Genomic DNA, 16180 nt, shown 5'->3' on the forward strand with positions numbered 1-16180 from the left:
CCTTGTCAGCAGAGAAATCCGTCAGTTGAGGAATTGATCGGCCAGTCCCAGCACCACCGGCATGACGCCAAGGCACAGGAACGCGGGCAGGAAGCACAGCGCGAGCGGCGCCGCCACCGCCACAGCGGCCTTCTGCGCCTTCGCCTCGGCCTCGTTCGTCGCCTCGGCCCTGGTCCGCTCGGCCAGCTCAGCCGCCTGTCGCGCCAGCGCGGCCCCTGACCGCGCGGTCCTGCGCGCCGCCCTGGCCAGCGCGGCCGTCTCCGGCCGATCCAGCGCGGGCGCCCACGCGGTGACCGGATCCGCTCCGAGCCGGAGCAGCTCCGCGACCTGGCTCAGCTCCTTCATCGCGACGGCCTGGATCGCCGTCGGCACCGGCAACCCGGCCTCGAGGCAGGCGGCCAGCAGGTCCCAAGCGGCAGCCCGTTCGAACGACCCGGTGCGTTCGGCTTCGTCCTGCGGCGGGTCGTGCGCCTTGGACCGCAACCGATCAATCGCTCTCCGCGGCACCGGAACCACGAGGATCGCCAACGCCAGGAGGAGGAACGTCACGGCTCCACCTCCGTGATCCGCTTCGTCCACCACAGCCCGGCCGCCAGGAACATCGCCCCGAGCACCAGCAACAACTGTCCCGCCGCGGTGCCGAGCAGAATCCGCGTGGGCCGGGCCCCACTCAGCTCGCCCAGCAACATCCCGAACACCGGTAACCCGGCCAACACCGCCGCACTGGCTCGCGGACCCGCCATCCGTGCGTGCACCTGCCGCGCGAACGCCGCCCGCTGATCGAGATCGCGTCTGGTGGCGTCCAGAACATCCGCCAACGCCACACCGTGCTTCGCCGACACGTGCCACGCCTTGGCCAGCTGATCCACCGCGGTCCTGAGCAACGGCTGGCGAAGGTCCCGCAGCGTCCGCTCGACGTCGCCGCCCAACCTCGCGGTGGCCGCCACGGCTTTCAGCACCTCGCCCGCCGGCGCCGGCGTGTCCTGGGCCGCACCCTCCGCCGCGGCGGCGGGATGGGCGCCCGCCCGCAGCTCGTCGACCACGCCACCCAGACCGTTGCTGAGCGCTTCGGTCGCCGCCCGGAGCGCGCGGTTTCGCTTTCCCTGCTTGAGGATTCGAGAGATGACGGCAGCGAGCAACGCTCCGGCTACGAGTCCGCCGATCCCTGCCACCAGGTAGGTTCCCGCGACCACCACGACCAACCAGATGTACCGCGGCACGACGATTTCCCGTTTGCCTGCAGGTCTGAGCCTGCGGAGGGGCTTGAGCTGGGGCCACACCAGCAACGCGGTCGCCAGCAGTAGCAGGCTCAGCACAGCAACTCCTTCTCGTGCCACCCGCCGTCTTTCGTCCATACAGGACGGACAGTCAGCCCCTTCTCGTTGCGCACGAACGCCCCGATCTCGCTGAGATACCTGGTGTTGCCGTCCCGGCGCATGTGCAAGACCAGTTGCACCGCGGCAGCTACCTGGCTGTGCAACGCCTGCGCGTCGAGCCCGCCCAACGCACCCAGCGCTTCGAGCCGCGCCGGAACCTCGGCCGGCGAGTTGGCGTGCAGAGTTCCGGCGCCGCCTTCGTGGCCGGTGTTCAGCGAGGTGAGCAACTCGCGGACTTCCGCCCCTCTCACCTCACCCACGACGATCCGATCCGGCCGCATGCGCAGCGCCTCCCGCACCAGCGATCGCACGGTGATCTCGCCTGCGCCCTCCACGTTGGGCGGCCGCGCGACCAACCGGACGAACTGCGGATGATCCGGGTCGAGCTCGCCCGCGTCCTCCACACACACGATGCGTTCTGCCGGCGGAACACATGCGAGCAGAGCGGACAGCAGCGAGGTCTTGCCAGACCCGGTGCCGCCGATCACCAGGAAGGCCTTGCGGGTGCGGACGATCGTGCGCAGAACTTCAGCGATCTCGGCGTCGAACGTGCCAAGCCGTTGGAGTGCCGCGAGATCGTGGGTAGCGGGCCGGAGCACACGCAGGGACAGGCAGGTGCGGTCCGCGATGGGCGGCAGCACCGCGTGCAACCGGACCCCGCTGCCCGGCAGCCAGCCGTCAACGCAGGGCGAGGCGTCGTCGAGCCGCCTTCCCGCCGCCACCGCCAGACGTTGGGCCAGGCGCCGGACAGCGGCCTCGTCGGGGAACGTGACGGTGGTGCGGCGCAGGCCCGCCGTGCCGTCGACCCAGACCTGGTCCGGCGCCGTGACCAGGACGTCGGTGGTGCCGGGATCAGCCAGCAGCGGGTCCAGCGGCCCGGTGCCGCTGAACTCCTGGCGAAGAACTTGGAGGGCTTCCAAGACGTCCGAGTCGGCCAGCACGCCGCCCGCCTCGGACCGGACCGCGTCCGCCACGACGGCCGCGGTCATCTCGATGTCCGCGCCGGCCAGGCGGTGGCGGACGCGATCGATCAGGCCAGAGGTCACGTGGCGGCCTCCGGGCGTTGGGCGTGACGGCCGTAGGTGATCTCGCGGCCGGTCAGGCGAAGCCAGATTTCGTGGCACCAGACGAGGAAGCGGCTCATGCCGGTGGCTCCTTCTTGAAGACGAAGGGAGGCGGGAAGGGACGGCCGTAGACGAAGAGGTTGCGCACCATTCGCCCCAAGATGCGGAGGACGGTCACCGCCGCGTTCTCCCTTGCCTGCGAGGGGTCTCGCGGTGGAGGAGCCGGGCGTGCTCTGGAACGGGGTGGGGTCATGGCCGCGCCTCCCTAGCTGCGGACGGGATCCACGGCCCAGCGACCGGGCACGCCGGCATCGATGGCAGCGTCACGGGCACGGTTCCTTCCGCACGAACAGGATCCGGCGGCACCGAGACCAGGCGGGCTCGGGAAGAACGCGGTTCATGACCGCGCCTCCCTGCCACGAAAGGGATCCCGCAGCGCAGAGACCTGACCGGGTGGAGCAGAAAGCGAGTCATGGCCGCGACTCCTTTCGTTCGGGAGGGATCTCGGGCAGTGGAGGTTGAACGGACCGGGAAGTCCGCGCGAGCCTGGGAAGTCGAGCGACCCCGAGAAGGCGAGCGAGCCGGACAGGTTCCGCGGCAGCTTCTCCACCGCACCGATGGCAGGTGACCGCATCGGTCGTCAGCGATGCCCTCACCGCATCGGCTCGGGGCCCAGAGCGAGCGCGCCAGACCCGCCGGAGGATCACCGTCAGGCGAACGCAGTCCGGGCAGCTCATGGGCGCGGCCCCTTTCGCACGAACGGGACCTCGACCCGCCGCGACTGACCTGTGCCCTCCACGCCGGATCCGCCACGGGCAACCACAGCGGGCACGGCGACGGCTTGCCCGGCCGCTGGCGCAGGCTTGGACGGGCGCCCTTCGACCCGCCAGGCCGGCCACGCTCGGCGGATCCGATCCGGGGCGGTCATGGGCGCAGCTCCTTCAGCACCAGGCGGGCCGCTGTGGCGAGAGGGCCCTTGGCGTTGCGCGGGCAGCGGCCGCGTTCCAGTGCCTCGGCCAGGCTTGGTTCGGGCCTCATCTGGGTCAGCAGGGGCACGCCGATCACGTCGGCCATCTCGGCGGCTTGCAGGTTGCCTGGCGACGGGCCGCGTACCACCAGGCGGATGTTGCGGCCCTGGGTCTGGAGGCGGGAGGCGACTCTGGTGGCCGCGGCGGTGGCGCGGACTTCGGCGGGCACCACCAGGATCGTCAGGTCGGTGCGGTCCAGGGCGGCTGAGGCGGTGGCGGTGGGGTGGCGCGGTAGGTCGCACAGGACGGTGCAGCCGGCGCGGCGGCCTGCGTCCAGGACGGCGGCTACCGCTGCCGGTTCGGGGTCTGGGCCTGCTCGGTCGCAGGCCAGGATGCTGAGGCTGCCCGCGGTGGGCAGGGCGGCGCGGAGGGCCGACATCGGGACTCGGCCGCCGCTGCAGTGCACGCCCGGCCAGCGGGCGCCCTCGTCGGACTCGGTGCCCAGTGCCAGGTCTATGCCGCCGCCCAGCGGGTCGCAGTCGACGAGCATGGCCTCGCCGCCGGCCGCTATCGCCTCGCGGCCGCACGCGATGGCCAGGATCGAGGCGCCGGAGCCTCCTCGGCCGCCCACGAACGAGACCACTCGGCCGCGGTCGGAGGGCGGGCCCTCGTCCACGTCGGCGAGAGCGCTCACCAGGACGCGGCCTTCCACCGGCAGTTCCAGGACTCCGTCAACGCCCAGGGCCACGGCGGGCGCCCAGGGCGGGTCGCCTCCGTGGACGACCAGGACGCCGGAGCGGCGGGGGAAGTTCGCGGACAGGCAGGCGGAGACGGCGGCCGGGTCGAGCAGGACCAAGGGGGCGCTGTGCCACTCCGCGCGCAGGGCCGTGATGTCCGAAGCGCAGGAGAGGTCGCAGTCGGCCGCGGCGGCCATGCGGAGGACCTCGTCGAGGAGGTCGGAGTCCGTGAGCAGGGCGATCGGGTTGGTCATGGGGTCCACGGTGCTGAGTCGTGATGAACGACACAACGGGCGAAGATCCAGATGTGGACAAATCGCGGGGTGTGGACAAGTCGAGATCTTGAAAGCCCTGGCGCGCAGGAACTGTCGGGGTCGTGTGCGACTCTGAGGGGTTGGGGGTCGGAGCCCGCGTCAAGCGCCGCAGAGGTCCAGTCGCACCCACGGGGAAACCGGGTCCGGATATGGGACGACCCCCGCCAGGGGGGAGGGACGGGGGTCGTCAATGGTTCAGTCCCGGGGGGTCGGACTGAACCCGTCCGTCGAACCGGACTCTCCTACTGTATCCCCCTGCGCCAGTGCTGCGCGCAACTTCGGCAACAGCTGCGGGCCAAGTTTCGGTAACCGTGTCGCACAACGGTTTCGTACACGAACGAAATGCCGCCCGAACGGCCTACTGACGAGTACACCTAAGCTGAGCTACATGAGCCGGATCGCCGCCTTCTTCGACCTCGACAAAACCGTGATCGCGAAGTCGAGCACGCTGGCGTTCAGCCGCCCCTTCTTCCAGGAGGGGTTGATCAATCGCCGCGCCGTGCTGAAGAGCGCTTATGCGCAGTTCGTGTTCATGCTGGCCGGCGCGGACGCGGACCAGATGGACCGCATGCGCGCGCACATCACCGCATTGGCCGCGGGCTGGGACGTCGAGCAGATCCGCAGCATCGTGAACGAGACGCTGCACGACATCGTCGATCCACTCGTCTACAAAGAAGCGACGCAGTTGATCGCCGACCACAAAGCGGAAGGCCACGACGTCGTCATCGTGAGCGCGTCCGGCGAAGAACTCGTCGCCCCCATCGCCCAGATGATCGGTGCGGACTTCAGCGTCGGCACCAAGATGGTCGTCCAGGACGGGCGCTACACCGGCGACGTGGACTTCTACTGCGCGGCCGACAACAAGGCCGTCGCCATCAAGCAGCTCGCCGCCGAGCACGGCTACGACCTCTCCAAGAGCTACGCCTACTCGGACAGCGTCACGGACCTGCCGATGCTCGAGGTCGTGGGCCACCCGACGGTCGTGAACCCGGACCGCGGCCTGCGCCGCACCGCCGTCGAGAAGGGCTGGCCGGTGCTGCAGTTCGTCGACCCGGTGAGCCTGCGCTCCCGCATCCCCACCCCGTCGGGCAAGGCGGTCGCGGTCACGGCCATCAGCCTCGGCGCGGTGGCGGCGGCCGGCGCGGCTTGGTACGGCCTCCGGCGCAAGCGAAGCCGCGACTGAAGTCAAGCCCTAGGGGCCAAATCGAACCCTTAGAGACCGGTACTGGCGAGTAGCGGCAACGGCGCGCACACGTGGTGGCCGCGTGAGTGCACCGCAACGCCCTGTCAGCGGTACCCGAACATGGACACGACCTCACAAACGCTGAAACCGCAGTACTTTCACTACTGAACGTGGCTTGAACGGTGCACCCGTCCGAGCCCTTGCTGTGACCGGGCCCACGCACTTAAATAGGTGGTGCGGACCTCCGGTCGGCCAGGGACCAGACGAAGAGAAGTCAGGATCCACCCCGGCCAAGCTCCGTGCGCGGACTTCGAGTACCCACGCGCAGCACGCCGCGGGAGGCTTGTCGTCTAGGGCCTGCGTACCGGGACGCCGGACGCCGAGGCCAGGGTTGTACGACCAGAGTTGCACGCTTGGTAACTCGTTAGCCCGCGCTGTCGACGGGGCACCCTTCCGAGGGTGCCCCGTTTGCTTGTGCGTCAAAAAGTGCCGCCGAACGGCAGAATGTCCACCCGTTGACCCGCCTCGCAGCCGTGAGTAACTTGCGAAATACGCCAGTTATCTGTGGGAACATCACCGGGAGGCACTTCCAAGTGCGGAAAATCGCCGCGTTCACGCTGGTCACAGCCATGGTCGCCCTCACGCCGGTGGCGAGAGCGGACGCCTCCGTGACCACGCTGCGCGGGATGTCGCTGGAACAGAAGGTCGGCCAGCTCTTCGTCACCTACGTCAACGGCCAGGCCGCCGACGTCCCGCACCCCAAGAACCAGACCGACTTCGGAGTGGCGACGGCCGCGGAGATGGTGCGCAAGTACCAGCCCGGCGGCGTCATCTACTTCAACAACTCGAGCCGCGACAACATCGACACCCCGAAGCAGATCGCTCAGCTCTCCAACGGCCTGCAGAAGGCCAGCCCCATCCCGTTGCTCATCTCGACCGACCAGGAGATGGGCCTCGTCACGCGCATCGGCCCGCCGGCCACGCAGCTGCCGGGCAACATGGCCCTCGGCGCCGGCCGCAGCACGCAGGACGCCGAACTGGCCGCGAAGATCACCGCCCAGGAACTCCGGGCGATGGGCATCAACCAGAACTTCGCGCCGGACGCCGACGTGAACTCCAACCCGGCCAACCCGATCATCGGCGTGCGCAGCTTCTCGAGCGACCCGAAGCTCGCGGCCGACATGGTCAGCGCCCAGGTCCAGGGCTACGAGGGCCGCCACTGGTTCGACCCGGACTCGGTCACCTCTACCGCCAAGCACTTCCCGGGCCACGGCGACACGGCCGAGGACAGCCACACCAGCCTGCCGGTCTCGAACCGCAGCCTCGACCAGTGGCGCCAGATCGACGCGCCGCCGTTCAAGGCCGCCATCGCCGCCAAGATCGACTCGATCATGACCGCGCACATCCAGGTGCCGCAGATCGACCCGTCCGGCAACCCGGCCACGCTGAGCCCGAGGGTCATCACGGGCCTGCTGCGCGAAGAGCTGAAGTACGACGGTGTGGTCGTCACCGACTCGCTGGAGATGGCGGGCGTCCGCAAGCTCCACTCCGACGCCGAGATCCCCGTGCTGGCCATCAAGGCCGGCGTGGACCAGCTGCTGATGCCGCCGAACCTCGGGCTCGCCGTCGACAGCGTCATCAAGGCCGTCCGCAGCGGTGAGATCACCGAGCAGCGCATCGACCAGAGCGTTCTGCGCATCCTCAAGATGAAGCTGCTGCGCGGCGTCATGCTCAACGCCCAAGTCGACGAGAACGAGGTCGACCAGGTCGTCGGCTCCAACACCCAGGCCGCGCAGGGCATCGCCGACCGCACCGTCACCGTCGTCCGCAACGACGCCCAGGCGATCCCGCTGGGCGCCACCGCTCCCCTGGTCGTCGGCACCAGCGACGCACCGACGACAGCGCTCGCCACCAGGCTCAAGGCCACGTTGGTCGTCACGGCGACGAGCCCCACGCCGGCCCAGATCCAGCAGGCACTGGCCGCGGCGGCGAACGCCGACAAGATCGTCGTGCTGACCAACAACCTGAGCACCCGGCCCGCCCAGCTCGACCTGCTCAACCAGCTGGTCGCCACCGGCAAACCGGTCGTCGCGGCCGCCACCGGCAACCCGTACGACGTCGCCCACAGCAACGCCAAGACGTGGCTCGCCACCTACTCGACCACGACCGTCTCGATGGAGGCGCTGGCCAGGATCCTGCTCGGCGAGGTCAAGCCGCAGGGCAAGCTCCCGGTCGACGTGCCCGGCCCGACCCCCTACCCGTTCGGACACGGAGTGACCTGGTGAGAAGGCGGAGCTTCCTCGCAGCAAGCGCACTGTCCGTCCCGCTCGTCAGCACAGCGACCGCCACCGCGACCCCGAAGCTCACCACCGCCTCCGAACAACTCGCGAGCGACGGCTGGCGCAAGCTCAAGGGCCGCAAGGTCGGCGTGATGACCAACCCGACCGGCATCCTGAGAGACCAGACCCACATCGTCGACTCGATGGTCGCCCACAACGCCAAGCCGACCGCGGTGTTCGGCCCGGAACACGGCTTCCGCGGCACGGCACAGGCAGGCGGCTCCGAAGGCGACTACGCGGACCCACGCACCGGTATCCCGGTGTACGACACGTACCAGGCCAACCCCACGAAGATCCAGGCGATGTTCACGAAGGCGGGCATCGACACCGTCGTGTTCGACATCGCGGACGTGGGCGCGCGCTTCTACACCTACATCTGGTCGCTGTACCAGGCGATGGAAGCGGCCAAGGACCTGGACTTCATCGTCCTCGACCGCCCGAACCCCATCGGTGGCACCGCGAACGGCCCGCAGCTGGACCCCGCCTACGCGACCTTCGTGGGCCTGAAGCCGATCGTCCAGCAGCACGGCATGACCGTCGGCGAACTGGCCCGCCTCTTCAAGGGCGAGTTCGACCTGACCACGAGGCTCGAAGTGGTCAACGTCAGGAACTGGCGGCGCAACCAGCTCGACACCGGTCTGCCGTGGGTACCGCCGAGCCCCAACATGCCCACCCAGGACACCGCGCTGGTCTACCCCGGCACGTGCCTGTTCGAGGGCACCGTGCTGTCCGAGGGCCGCGGCACCACCCGCCCGTTCGAAACCGTCGGCGCACCCGGCATCGACTGGCGCTGGGCAGAAGAACTCAACGCCCTGGGCCTCAAGGGGATCAGGTTCCGCGAGACCTACTTCGCGCCCACGTTCAACAAGTTCCAGGGCAAGACCTGCGGCGGTGTCACCCTGCACGTCACCAACGCAGCCGAGTTCGACGCCATCGAAGCGGCCGTCGCCATGCTGATCACCGCGAAGTCCTTGTACCCCGCCGTGTTCGCGTGGCGGCCCGACAACTGGATCGACAAGCTCAGCGGCTCCGACCGGCTGCGCAAGATGATCGACGCCCAGGCGCCGCTGAACGAGATCGTCGGTGCGTGGCAACAGGAACTGCAGCAGTTCCGCCGCACCCGCCTGCCCTACCTGCGCTACCGGTGAGGACGCCATGCTCATCCCTGCCTTGGCCGTCGCACTCGTGACAGCCGCGATCCCCGGCCACTTCGACCAGCCCCAGGACGGTTTCGCGCAGCCGTGGACCACCCTGCGCGAATCCAACCCGTACTGGGCCAACCTCGACCCGGAACCGATCAACGCGGCCCTGCGCCAGGTCCGCGACTTCACGAAACCCCAGGCCAACGGCAAACCGCTGTTCGCCGGCGCCGTCACGATGTACGTGCACGACGGCAAGATCGTCACGCACGACCGCACGGGCTACGCGGTCCTCTACAAGGACCAGCAAACCCAGCTGCCAGAAGAAGAACGCGTCCCCATGCAGAAGGACACGATCTTCGACTTCGCCTCGATCTCGAAGCTCTTCACGTCGATCGCGGTGATCCAGCAGGTCGAACAGGGCCGGGTGAACATCGACGAGAAGGTCGCCACCTACCTGCCTGAGTTCGGCGTGAACGGCAAAGAGAACATCACCGTCAAGCAGCTCCTCACACACACGAGCGGTCTCGAACCGTTCATCGCGTTGTGGAAGCTGTACCCGGACGCACCCTCACGCATCAAAGCCGTGATGGACGTGAAGCCGAAGTCCACGCCCGGCACCACGTACGTCTACTCCGACCTGAACCTGATCACGCTCGGCGAACTGGTCCACAGGGTCAGCGGCAAGAAGCTCGACCAGGCGGTGCGCGACGGCATCACCAAGCCGCTCAACATGAAGGACACCGGCTACAACCCGAAGGCCACGAACCGGACAGCTGCGACGGAGTTCCAGGCAGCACCGCCACGCGGCATGGTCCGCGGCGAGGTGCACGACGAGAACTCGTGGTCCCTCGGAGGGGTCGCCGGCCACGCGGGTGTGTTCGGCACGGCCAAAGACCTCGCCGTCCTCGGCCAGACGATCCTCAACGGCGGCACGTACCAGGGTCGCCGGATCCTGACCGAGCACTCCGTCGAGCTGATGCTCACGAACTTCAACCAGCAGTTCCCCGACAACGCCCACGGGCTCGGCTTCGAGCTCGACCAGCGCTGGTACATGGGCGGTCTGAGCGGGCAGGGAACCGCAGGTCACACGGGCTACACCGGCACGTCGTTCGTGATCGACAGGGCCTCGCGGTCGATCGCGATCCTGCTGACCAACCGCGTGCACCCGAGCCGTGACTGGGGCAGCGTGAACCCGGCGCGCCGGGCGGTCGCCGACGGCCTGGCCAACGCACTCGCGGTCAAGTCGCACGGAAAGCAGTGGCGGGCAACGACTTCCGGCGGAACTCTCACCGCGGAACGCCCGGTCGAGGTCTTCGTCGACGTCGACAAGGGCGACAAGCTGACGATCCAGCACTGGAACGGCACCGACTGGCAGGACGCTCGCACCATCACGACGACCGGACGTCGTTGGGTGCCAACGGAATCCGTGAAGTCCAGGTTCGTCTACACCAAGGCGGGCCAGTACAACGGCCGTGGCGTCTACGTCCACGCCCGCGGTGACGTCACGGCCGAGGGCTGGTCAGTGGCACGCCGCTAGCACCTCGGTGAACATCGGGAGCGCCCGTGGAAACGCGGGCGCTCCAAAGCTCACCACGATCCCCGTGCGGTCGTCGTCGCTCAGCTCGTGCCGGAACCACGAGAGAGGACTGACCTCGATCCCACGTTCTCGCGCCGTCTGCACGATGGCAGTCTCGTGCGGTGTGTCGAGCACGGCGTGCATGCCAGCCGCGATACCGGACACCGACGCGTACGGCAAGACAGCCTCCACGAGCCGATCACGACGCCGCTGGTACTTCAGTCGCATCCGCCGGACATGGCTGTCGTACGCCCCGCACTCGAGAAAGTCCGCCAACGTCAGCTGATCGAGCATGCTGATGTACTGCTCACGATCGGTCTTCAACGCCAGGATCGGATCGACGAACCGGTCCGGCAGCACCATCCACCCGATCCGCAACGCCGGCGACAACGCCTTGCTGGACGTGCCCAGGTAGACGACGTGCTCCGGATCGAGGCCCTGCACCGCCCCGACGGGCTGCCGGTCGTAACGGAACTCGCCGTCGTAGTCGTCCTCCAGCACAAGGCCACCAACACGCCGTGCCCACTCCACCGCCGACGCGCGACGCCGTGGGTGCAGAGGGCCGCCCAACGGGAACTGGTGCGCCGGCGTCAGCACCACGGCACGCCGGTCGTCCGGCAGCTGCTCGGTGTTCGCGCCGTGGTCGTCCACCGCCAGTGGCACCGTCGACTTCCACAGATCGCGGTGCGGACCCAGCCCGTACTCCTCGACGACGACCGGTGGCTTGAGCAGCCGGTTGAACATCCGGATGCCGTCGGCGAACCCCGAGCAGATCACGATCCTTCCGGGATCGGCCCGCACGCCCCGCGCCCGCGCCAGGTACTCGGCCAGCACGGTGCGCAGCTCGATCCGTCCCTGCGGATCACCGGGCCCGAACGCCTCCGAGGGGGCCGCCGTCAACGCCCGCCGCGTCGAGCGGATCCACTCCGCGCGCGGGAACTCGGTGATGTCCGGCGTCGACACGGTCAGGTCGAACCGCACGTCCGGTCCCGTCGCCGCGCGCTTCACCGGCGGTGGCGGTGAAACCCGTTGCGCGACAACGGTTCCCGAACCCTGGCGGGCGGTCAGCCAACCCTCCGCCACGAGCTCGGCGTACGCCTCCGCGACGGTGTTCCGCGCGATCCCGAGATCGGCGGCGAGCGACCGCGAGGCGGGCAGCCGGGTCCCGGGAGGCAGCCGCGCCGAACGGACCGCTTCCCGCAGCGACGCCGTCAACCGGTGCCGCAGCCCACCCGGCCCGGACAGGTCCAGGTGGAAGTCAAGATTGGCCCACGATTCCACGATCAAATTGCACCACGCCCAGAGCCAATCAGCGCCATATGTTTGTGTCATGACGAACCGCATCGACCTCGCCAAGAAGGCCCCGAAGGTCTACCGCGCCATGATCGCCCTCGACGCCGCCGCCCGCGAAGGTCTCGACGAGCAGCTCGCCGAGCTCGTCCGCATCCGCGCCTCCCAGCTCAACCACTGCGCCTACTGCCTCAACATGCACACGGTCGACGCCCGAAAGGGTGGTGAGTCCGAGGCCCGCATCTACCTGCTCAACGCGTGGGAGGAAGCCGGTGAGATCTACACCGAGAAGGAGCGGGCCGCGCTGCGCCTCACCGAGGCCATCACCGTCCTGAGCAGCCACGAGTACGTCAGCGACGACGTCTACGAGCAGGCCGCGAAGCACTTCGGCGAGGAGGAGCTGGCGCAGCTCATCGCGCTCATCTTCACCATCAACTCGTGGAACCGGATCGCCGTCTCCACCAGGAAGAAGCCCGACGTTCGGTGACACGCCGCCGAAAATTCGCGCCGACGGGGTGACTTTCGGACACAGTTGGGGTGAGTTGCGCCCACACTCCGTTGACCCCCGGTGTGGCGGTTAGTAAGTTTCCCACGTGTCCACTGAAAGCAGTGCCGAGTCCAGTCCCCTGGTGAAGATCCGGTCGTTGCTGCCGGGTCTCGCGCGCGCCGAACAGCGCGTCGCGAAGGTGGTCCTGGAGAACCCCGGAACTGTCGCGCACCGCAGCATCACCGAGGTCGCCGAGCAGGCGGGCACGAGTGAGACGACGGTGACGCGGTTCTGCAAGGCCATCGGCGTCGGCGGATATCCGGAGCTGCGCATCGCGCTCGCCGCCGACACCGCTCGCAGCCAGGCCAGGGCCAACCACGACATGGGCGGCGACATCTTGCCTGGCGACGACCTCAAGCAGGTCGTGGGCAAGGTCGCGTTCGCCGACGCCCGCGCCGTCGAGGAGACCGCGGAGCAGCTCGACATCGAGTCGCTCGACAAGGTCGTCCAAGCCGTCGCGGGCGCCCGCCGGGTCGACGTCTACGGCTTCGGCGCGTCCGCGTTCGTGGCGTTCGACATGCAGCAGAAGCTGCACCGCATCGGCCTCACCTGCTTCGCGTGGAACGACACGCACATCGCGCTGACGTCGGCCGCCGTGCTGACCGAGGCGGACGTCGCCGTCGGCATCTCGCACACCGGCTCGACCTCGGAGACCGTCGAGGCCCTCCGCGTCGCCCGCGAGACCGGCGCCACCACCGTCGCGCTGACGAACTTCCCGCGCTCGCCCATCACCGAGGTCGCCGACCACGTGCTGACCACGGCCGCGCGCGAGACCACGTTCCGCTCCGGCGCGATGGCGAGCCGCATCGCGCAGCTCACCGTGATCGACTGCCTGTTCATCGGCGTCGCCCAGCACCACGTGGACTCGGCGAAGACGGCGCTGGAGGCCACCTACGAGGCGGTGTCCGGTCATCGCCTGGGCGCGAGACCAGACGGCCGGCGGCGGCCGCGGGAGACGACTAAATGATCTCCCCCCGGAACGGTGTGGTGGTGCACGTGGAATCTCCGACCGAGCAACGGAACCCTCGCACCACGGACATCGACCGGGTCTCGACGATCGACGTGCTGCGGATGATCAACGAAGAGGACCGCACGGTCCCGTCCGCCGTCGCCGAAGCACTGCCGGAGCTGGCCAGAGCGGTCGACCTCGGCGTCACCGCGATCATGTCCGGCGGCCGCGTCCACTACGTCGGCGCCGGCACGTCAGGACGCCTGGCGACGCTGGACGCCGCCGAGCTGGTGCCCACGTTCAACGCCCCGTCCGACTGGTTCGTCGCCCACCACGCGGGCGGCTCCGAGGCCCTCGTCCGCGCGGTCGAGGAGGTCGAGGACAGCTCCGGCGCGGCCCAGATCCGCCGGCACGCCACCGGGAAGGACGTGGTGGTGGGCGTGACGGCGTCCGGGCGCACGCCGTTCGTGATCGGCGCGCTGCAAGAGGCGCAAACGCTTGGCGCCCGCACCGTGCTCGTCTCGAACAACGCGTCCGTGCCGTTCACGCCGGACGTCCTGGTCGCGCTGAACACCGGCCCGGAGGCCATCGCCGGCTCGACCCGGATGAAGGCGGGATCGGCCCAGAAGCTGGTGCTGACGTCGTTCTCCACCGCGGTGATGATCAAGCTCGGCCGCACCTACTCGAACCTGATGGTCAGCATGCGCGCCACCAACGCGAAGCTGCGCGGGCGGACGATCCGCATCCTGCACGAGGCCACCGGACAGCCCGAGAACGCCTGCGAACGGGCGTTGGCGGAAGCGTCCGGCGACCTCAAGGTGGCGCTGGTGCACCTGCTGTCCGGGGTACCGACCGAACGTGCGGCCGCCGCCCTCGAAGACACCAAGGGCCACGTCCGCAACGCCCTGGACCGGCTAGCCGGCTGACACGACGTCCGGCCCGAACACCTCGTAGTGGATGTCGGTGACACCCGCTTCGAGCAGCTGGGCCCGCACCGCGCGCAGGAACGGCACCGGCCCGCACAGGTAGGCGGTGGCGTTCTCCGGCACAGAGACGCCCTTGAGGTCGACCAGCCCGGTCCGCTCGGCAGGCCAGTCCCCGATGGGCCGCTCGTAGAAGACGTGCGCCTGCGCGTTCTCGAGCTTGGCCGCGAGCTGCGCGAGCTCGGCGCGGAACGGATGGGTCAACTGGTCGCGGTCTCCGTGCACCGCGATCACCCGCCGCGGCGAGTCGGTGGCGGCCAGCTCCGCGAGCATCGAGATCATCGGCGTGCAGCCGATCCCCGCCGACGCGAACAGCACCGGACCGTCACCGGGCTCCAGCGTCACGTCCCCGGCCGGCCGGCTGAGCCGCAGAGTGCTGCCCACCGGGGCGAAGTCGTGCAGGTACCGGGACACCTCGCCGTCCCGCTTCACCGAGAACTGCAGCGCGTCGTCGGTCCGTCCGGAAAGGCTGTACTGGCGGATCTGCCTGGCGCCGTCGGGCAGCGGAACCTGCACCGACACGTACTGGCCCGGTTTGCTCAGTGGCACCGGACCGTGCACCGGCCTGACCACGAACGTCACCACGTCCTCGGTCTCCTGGAACCGGACGATCACCCGGTAGTCCTGCTGCCCCCTCGGCAGGAACCGCTCGAGGCCGATCAGCGTGTCGGCCATCAGCCAGTAGACCTCGCTCCAGGCCGCCGCGATCTCCGGCGTGACGTTCAGGACCTCGGCGACGGCCGCGAGCAGATGCTTGTGCACGACCGCGTACTGGCCGGCCGTGACGCCGACCGACACGTGCTTGTGCGCGACGCGGCGCAACATCGCGTCCGGCTGCTGCCCGGCGAGCAGTCCCGACGCGAAGACCGCGATCGAACCGGCCAGCGCCTCGGCCTGCGTGCCGTTGGCCTGGTTGCCGCGGTTGAACAGGACCCGCAGCAGGACCGGGTGCTCGGCGAACAAGCGCCGGTAGAACAGCTGGCTGATCTCGCCGACGGCGGCGCCCACGGCGGGCAGCGTGGCTTCGACCAGCTCAGCGGACTTCGGGGACAGCATCGACTGCTCCTCACCTCAGCCGAAGACTGAGCACTCAACGGACCCGGCAGTTCGCCTTCGCGATCGACGACCTCGCCGTTACCTCCAGCTCGCGCACGAGGCGGCTGATCGAGCTGGGACGGCCGTCATCCCGGCAGCACCGGGCGCCACGGGATCGGCGTCGACAACACCATCGCGCTGGACGTCTCCCCGTGGCTCGCGAGCCGCACCAGCAGCCGTTCGAGCTCCAGGATCGACGTCGTCACGACCTTCACCACCGAGCAGATGTCGCCGGTCAGCCGCACGACCTCGACCACTTCAGGGCAGTCGTCCAACAGCTCCGGGTGCACCGTGATGCACCGCGGGCCGTAGCACTTCATGCGCACCAACGCGACGACTGGACGTCCGACGACGGTGGGGTCGACCACGGCGCGATAGCCGGTGATCGCGCCCATGTTCTCCAGGCGGCGGACGCGTTGCGCGACCGTTGGCGGTGAGACGTGGACTCGGCGTGCGAGCTCGTTGTACGACAGGCGCGCGTCTTCTTGGAGGGCCTCCAACAGGGCCTTGTCGACCTCGTCCAACATGAACGCAAAGCTACCTGTCGATCTGATTTGCGTTTGGAAGAAGTTTTGCGCGAACGCCTTTCGTCATCCATTCAGGTGACAGGGCCCAGG

Annotated in this window: 14 protein-coding genes; 7 read left to right on the forward strand and 7 right to left on the reverse strand. The window is 68.9% G+C overall.

All coding sequences use genetic code 11. The features are described 5' to 3' along the window. Positions 1–21: 21 nt before the first annotated feature. The 4 genes from SK803_RS27055 to ssd all read right to left on the reverse strand — a co-directional run bounded on the left by SK803_RS27055 (position 22) and on the right by ssd (position 4399). Positions 22–549, reverse strand: coding sequence for a type II secretion system F family protein (locus tag SK803_RS27055; RefSeq protein WP_319968919.1), 528 nt, complete (start codon positions 547–549; stop codon positions 22–24). Beyond that, positions 546–1316 carry a type II secretion system F family protein gene (locus SK803_RS27060; RefSeq protein WP_319968920.1) on the reverse strand — a complete coding sequence of 257 codons (771 nt, stop codon included), beginning with the start codon at positions 1314–1316 and terminating at the stop codon, positions 546–548. Before SK803_RS27060 ends, SK803_RS27055 begins: the two co-directional genes overlap by 4 nt. Continuing rightward, positions 1310–2422 carry a TadA family conjugal transfer-associated ATPase gene (locus SK803_RS27065; RefSeq protein ID WP_319968921.1) on the reverse strand — a complete coding sequence of 371 codons (1113 nt, stop codon included), beginning with the start codon at positions 2420–2422 and terminating at the stop codon, positions 1310–1312. The genes SK803_RS27060 and SK803_RS27065 overlap by 7 nt, the downstream gene beginning before the upstream one ends. Positions 2423–3364: 942 nt before the next feature. Continuing rightward, positions 3365–4399: a septum site-determining protein Ssd gene (gene ssd, locus SK803_RS27070; protein ID WP_319968922.1), complete on the reverse strand. Its 1035-nt coding sequence runs from the start codon at positions 4397–4399 to the stop codon at positions 3365–3367. Between the two features lie 448 nt (positions 4400–4847). Between ssd and SK803_RS27075 the strand changes: the two genes are divergently transcribed. The 4 genes from SK803_RS27075 to SK803_RS27090 all read left to right on the forward strand — a co-directional run bounded on the left by SK803_RS27075 (position 4848) and on the right by SK803_RS27090 (position 10660). Further along, positions 4848–5642 carry an HAD-IB family hydrolase gene (locus tag SK803_RS27075; protein WP_319968923.1) on the forward strand — a complete coding sequence of 265 codons (795 nt, stop codon included), beginning with the start codon at positions 4848–4850 and terminating at the stop codon, positions 5640–5642. A gap of 629 nt (positions 5643–6271) precedes the next feature. Further along, a complete protein-coding gene (locus SK803_RS27080) occupies positions 6272–7927 on the forward strand; it encodes a glycoside hydrolase family 3 protein (protein ID WP_319969001.1) in 1656 nt (551 codons plus the stop codon). Beyond that, positions 7924–9129 (forward strand): exo-beta-N-acetylmuramidase NamZ family protein, encoded by a 1206-nt coding sequence (locus tag SK803_RS27085; RefSeq protein WP_319968924.1) that lies wholly within the window; start codon positions 7924–7926, stop codon positions 9127–9129. The genes SK803_RS27080 and SK803_RS27085 overlap by 4 nt, the downstream gene beginning before the upstream one ends. Positions 9130–9136: 7 nt before the next feature. Then, positions 9137–10660, forward strand: a complete 1524-nt coding sequence (locus SK803_RS27090) for a serine hydrolase domain-containing protein (RefSeq protein WP_319968925.1) — start codon at positions 9137–9139, stop codon at positions 10658–10660. On the opposite strand, the gene pdxR is transcribed toward SK803_RS27090, so the two are convergent. Then, complete coding sequence (gene pdxR, locus SK803_RS27095) at positions 10643–11980, reverse strand: MocR-like pyridoxine biosynthesis transcription factor PdxR (RefSeq protein WP_319968926.1); 1338 nt, start codon at positions 11978–11980, stop codon at positions 10643–10645. The genes SK803_RS27090 and pdxR overlap by 18 nt on opposite strands. A 49-nt stretch (positions 11981–12029) precedes the next feature. Here pdxR and SK803_RS27100 point away from each other — a divergent pair, with 49 nt between their 5' ends. From SK803_RS27100 to SK803_RS27110, 3 genes are all read left to right on the forward strand, one after another. Beyond that, positions 12030–12476, forward strand: coding sequence for a carboxymuconolactone decarboxylase family protein (locus SK803_RS27100; RefSeq protein ID WP_319968927.1), 447 nt, complete (start codon positions 12030–12032; stop codon positions 12474–12476). Between the two features lie 106 nt (positions 12477–12582). Further along, positions 12583–13503 carry a MurR/RpiR family transcriptional regulator gene (locus SK803_RS27105; RefSeq protein ID WP_319968928.1) on the forward strand — a complete coding sequence of 307 codons (921 nt, stop codon included), beginning with the start codon at positions 12583–12585 and terminating at the stop codon, positions 13501–13503. Next, positions 13500–14411, forward strand: a complete 912-nt coding sequence (locus SK803_RS27110) for an N-acetylmuramic acid 6-phosphate etherase (RefSeq protein WP_319968929.1) — start codon at positions 13500–13502, stop codon at positions 14409–14411. The genes SK803_RS27105 and SK803_RS27110 overlap by 4 nt, the downstream gene beginning before the upstream one ends. On the opposite strand, the gene SK803_RS27115 is transcribed toward SK803_RS27110, so the two are convergent. Together SK803_RS27115 and SK803_RS27120 are read right to left on the reverse strand one after the other, a co-directional pair. After that, positions 14400–15524: a globin domain-containing protein gene (locus SK803_RS27115; RefSeq protein WP_319968930.1), complete on the reverse strand. Its 1125-nt coding sequence runs from the start codon at positions 15522–15524 to the stop codon at positions 14400–14402. The two genes, SK803_RS27110 and SK803_RS27115, sit on opposite strands and share 12 nt — an antisense overlap. Before the next feature lie 125 nt (positions 15525–15649). Further along, positions 15650–16090, reverse strand: coding sequence for an Lrp/AsnC family transcriptional regulator (locus tag SK803_RS27120; RefSeq protein WP_319968931.1), 441 nt, complete (start codon positions 16088–16090; stop codon positions 15650–15652). Between the last annotated feature and the right edge of the window lie 90 nt (positions 16091–16180).

It is taken from the genome of Lentzea miocenica (assembly GCF_033949945.1).
In the GTDB taxonomy this organism is placed as follows: Bacteria; Actinomycetota; Actinomycetes; order Mycobacteriales; family Pseudonocardiaceae; genus Lentzea; species Lentzea miocenica.

Excerpts from the sequence above, each read along its gene's own strand:
- ssd (WP_319968922.1), bottom strand. The coding sequence starts at position 4,399 with ATGACCAACCCGATCGCCCTGCTCACGGACTCCGACCTCCTCGACGAG.
- SK803_RS27075 (WP_319968923.1), top strand. The coding sequence starts at position 4,848 with ATGAGCCGGATCGCCGCCTTCTTCGACCTCGACAAAACCGTGATCGCG.
- SK803_RS27080 (WP_319969001.1), top strand. The coding sequence starts at position 6,272 with ATGGTCGCCCTCACGCCGGTGGCGAGAGCGGACGCCTCCGTGACCACG.
- SK803_RS27090 (WP_319968925.1), top strand. The coding sequence starts at position 9,137 with ATGCTCATCCCTGCCTTGGCCGTCGCACTCGTGACAGCCGCGATCCCC.
- SK803_RS27100 (WP_319968927.1), top strand. The coding sequence starts at position 12,030 with ATGACGAACCGCATCGACCTCGCCAAGAAGGCCCCGAAGGTCTACCGC.
- SK803_RS27110 (WP_319968929.1), top strand. The coding sequence starts at position 13,500 with ATGATCTCCCCCCGGAACGGTGTGGTGGTGCACGTGGAATCTCCGACC.
- SK803_RS27115 (WP_319968930.1), bottom strand. The coding sequence starts at position 15,524 with ATGCTGTCCCCGAAGTCCGCTGAGCTGGTCGAAGCCACGCTGCCCGCC.
- SK803_RS27120 (WP_319968931.1), bottom strand. The coding sequence starts at position 16,090 with ATGTTGGACGAGGTCGACAAGGCCCTGTTGGAGGCCCTCCAAGAAGAC.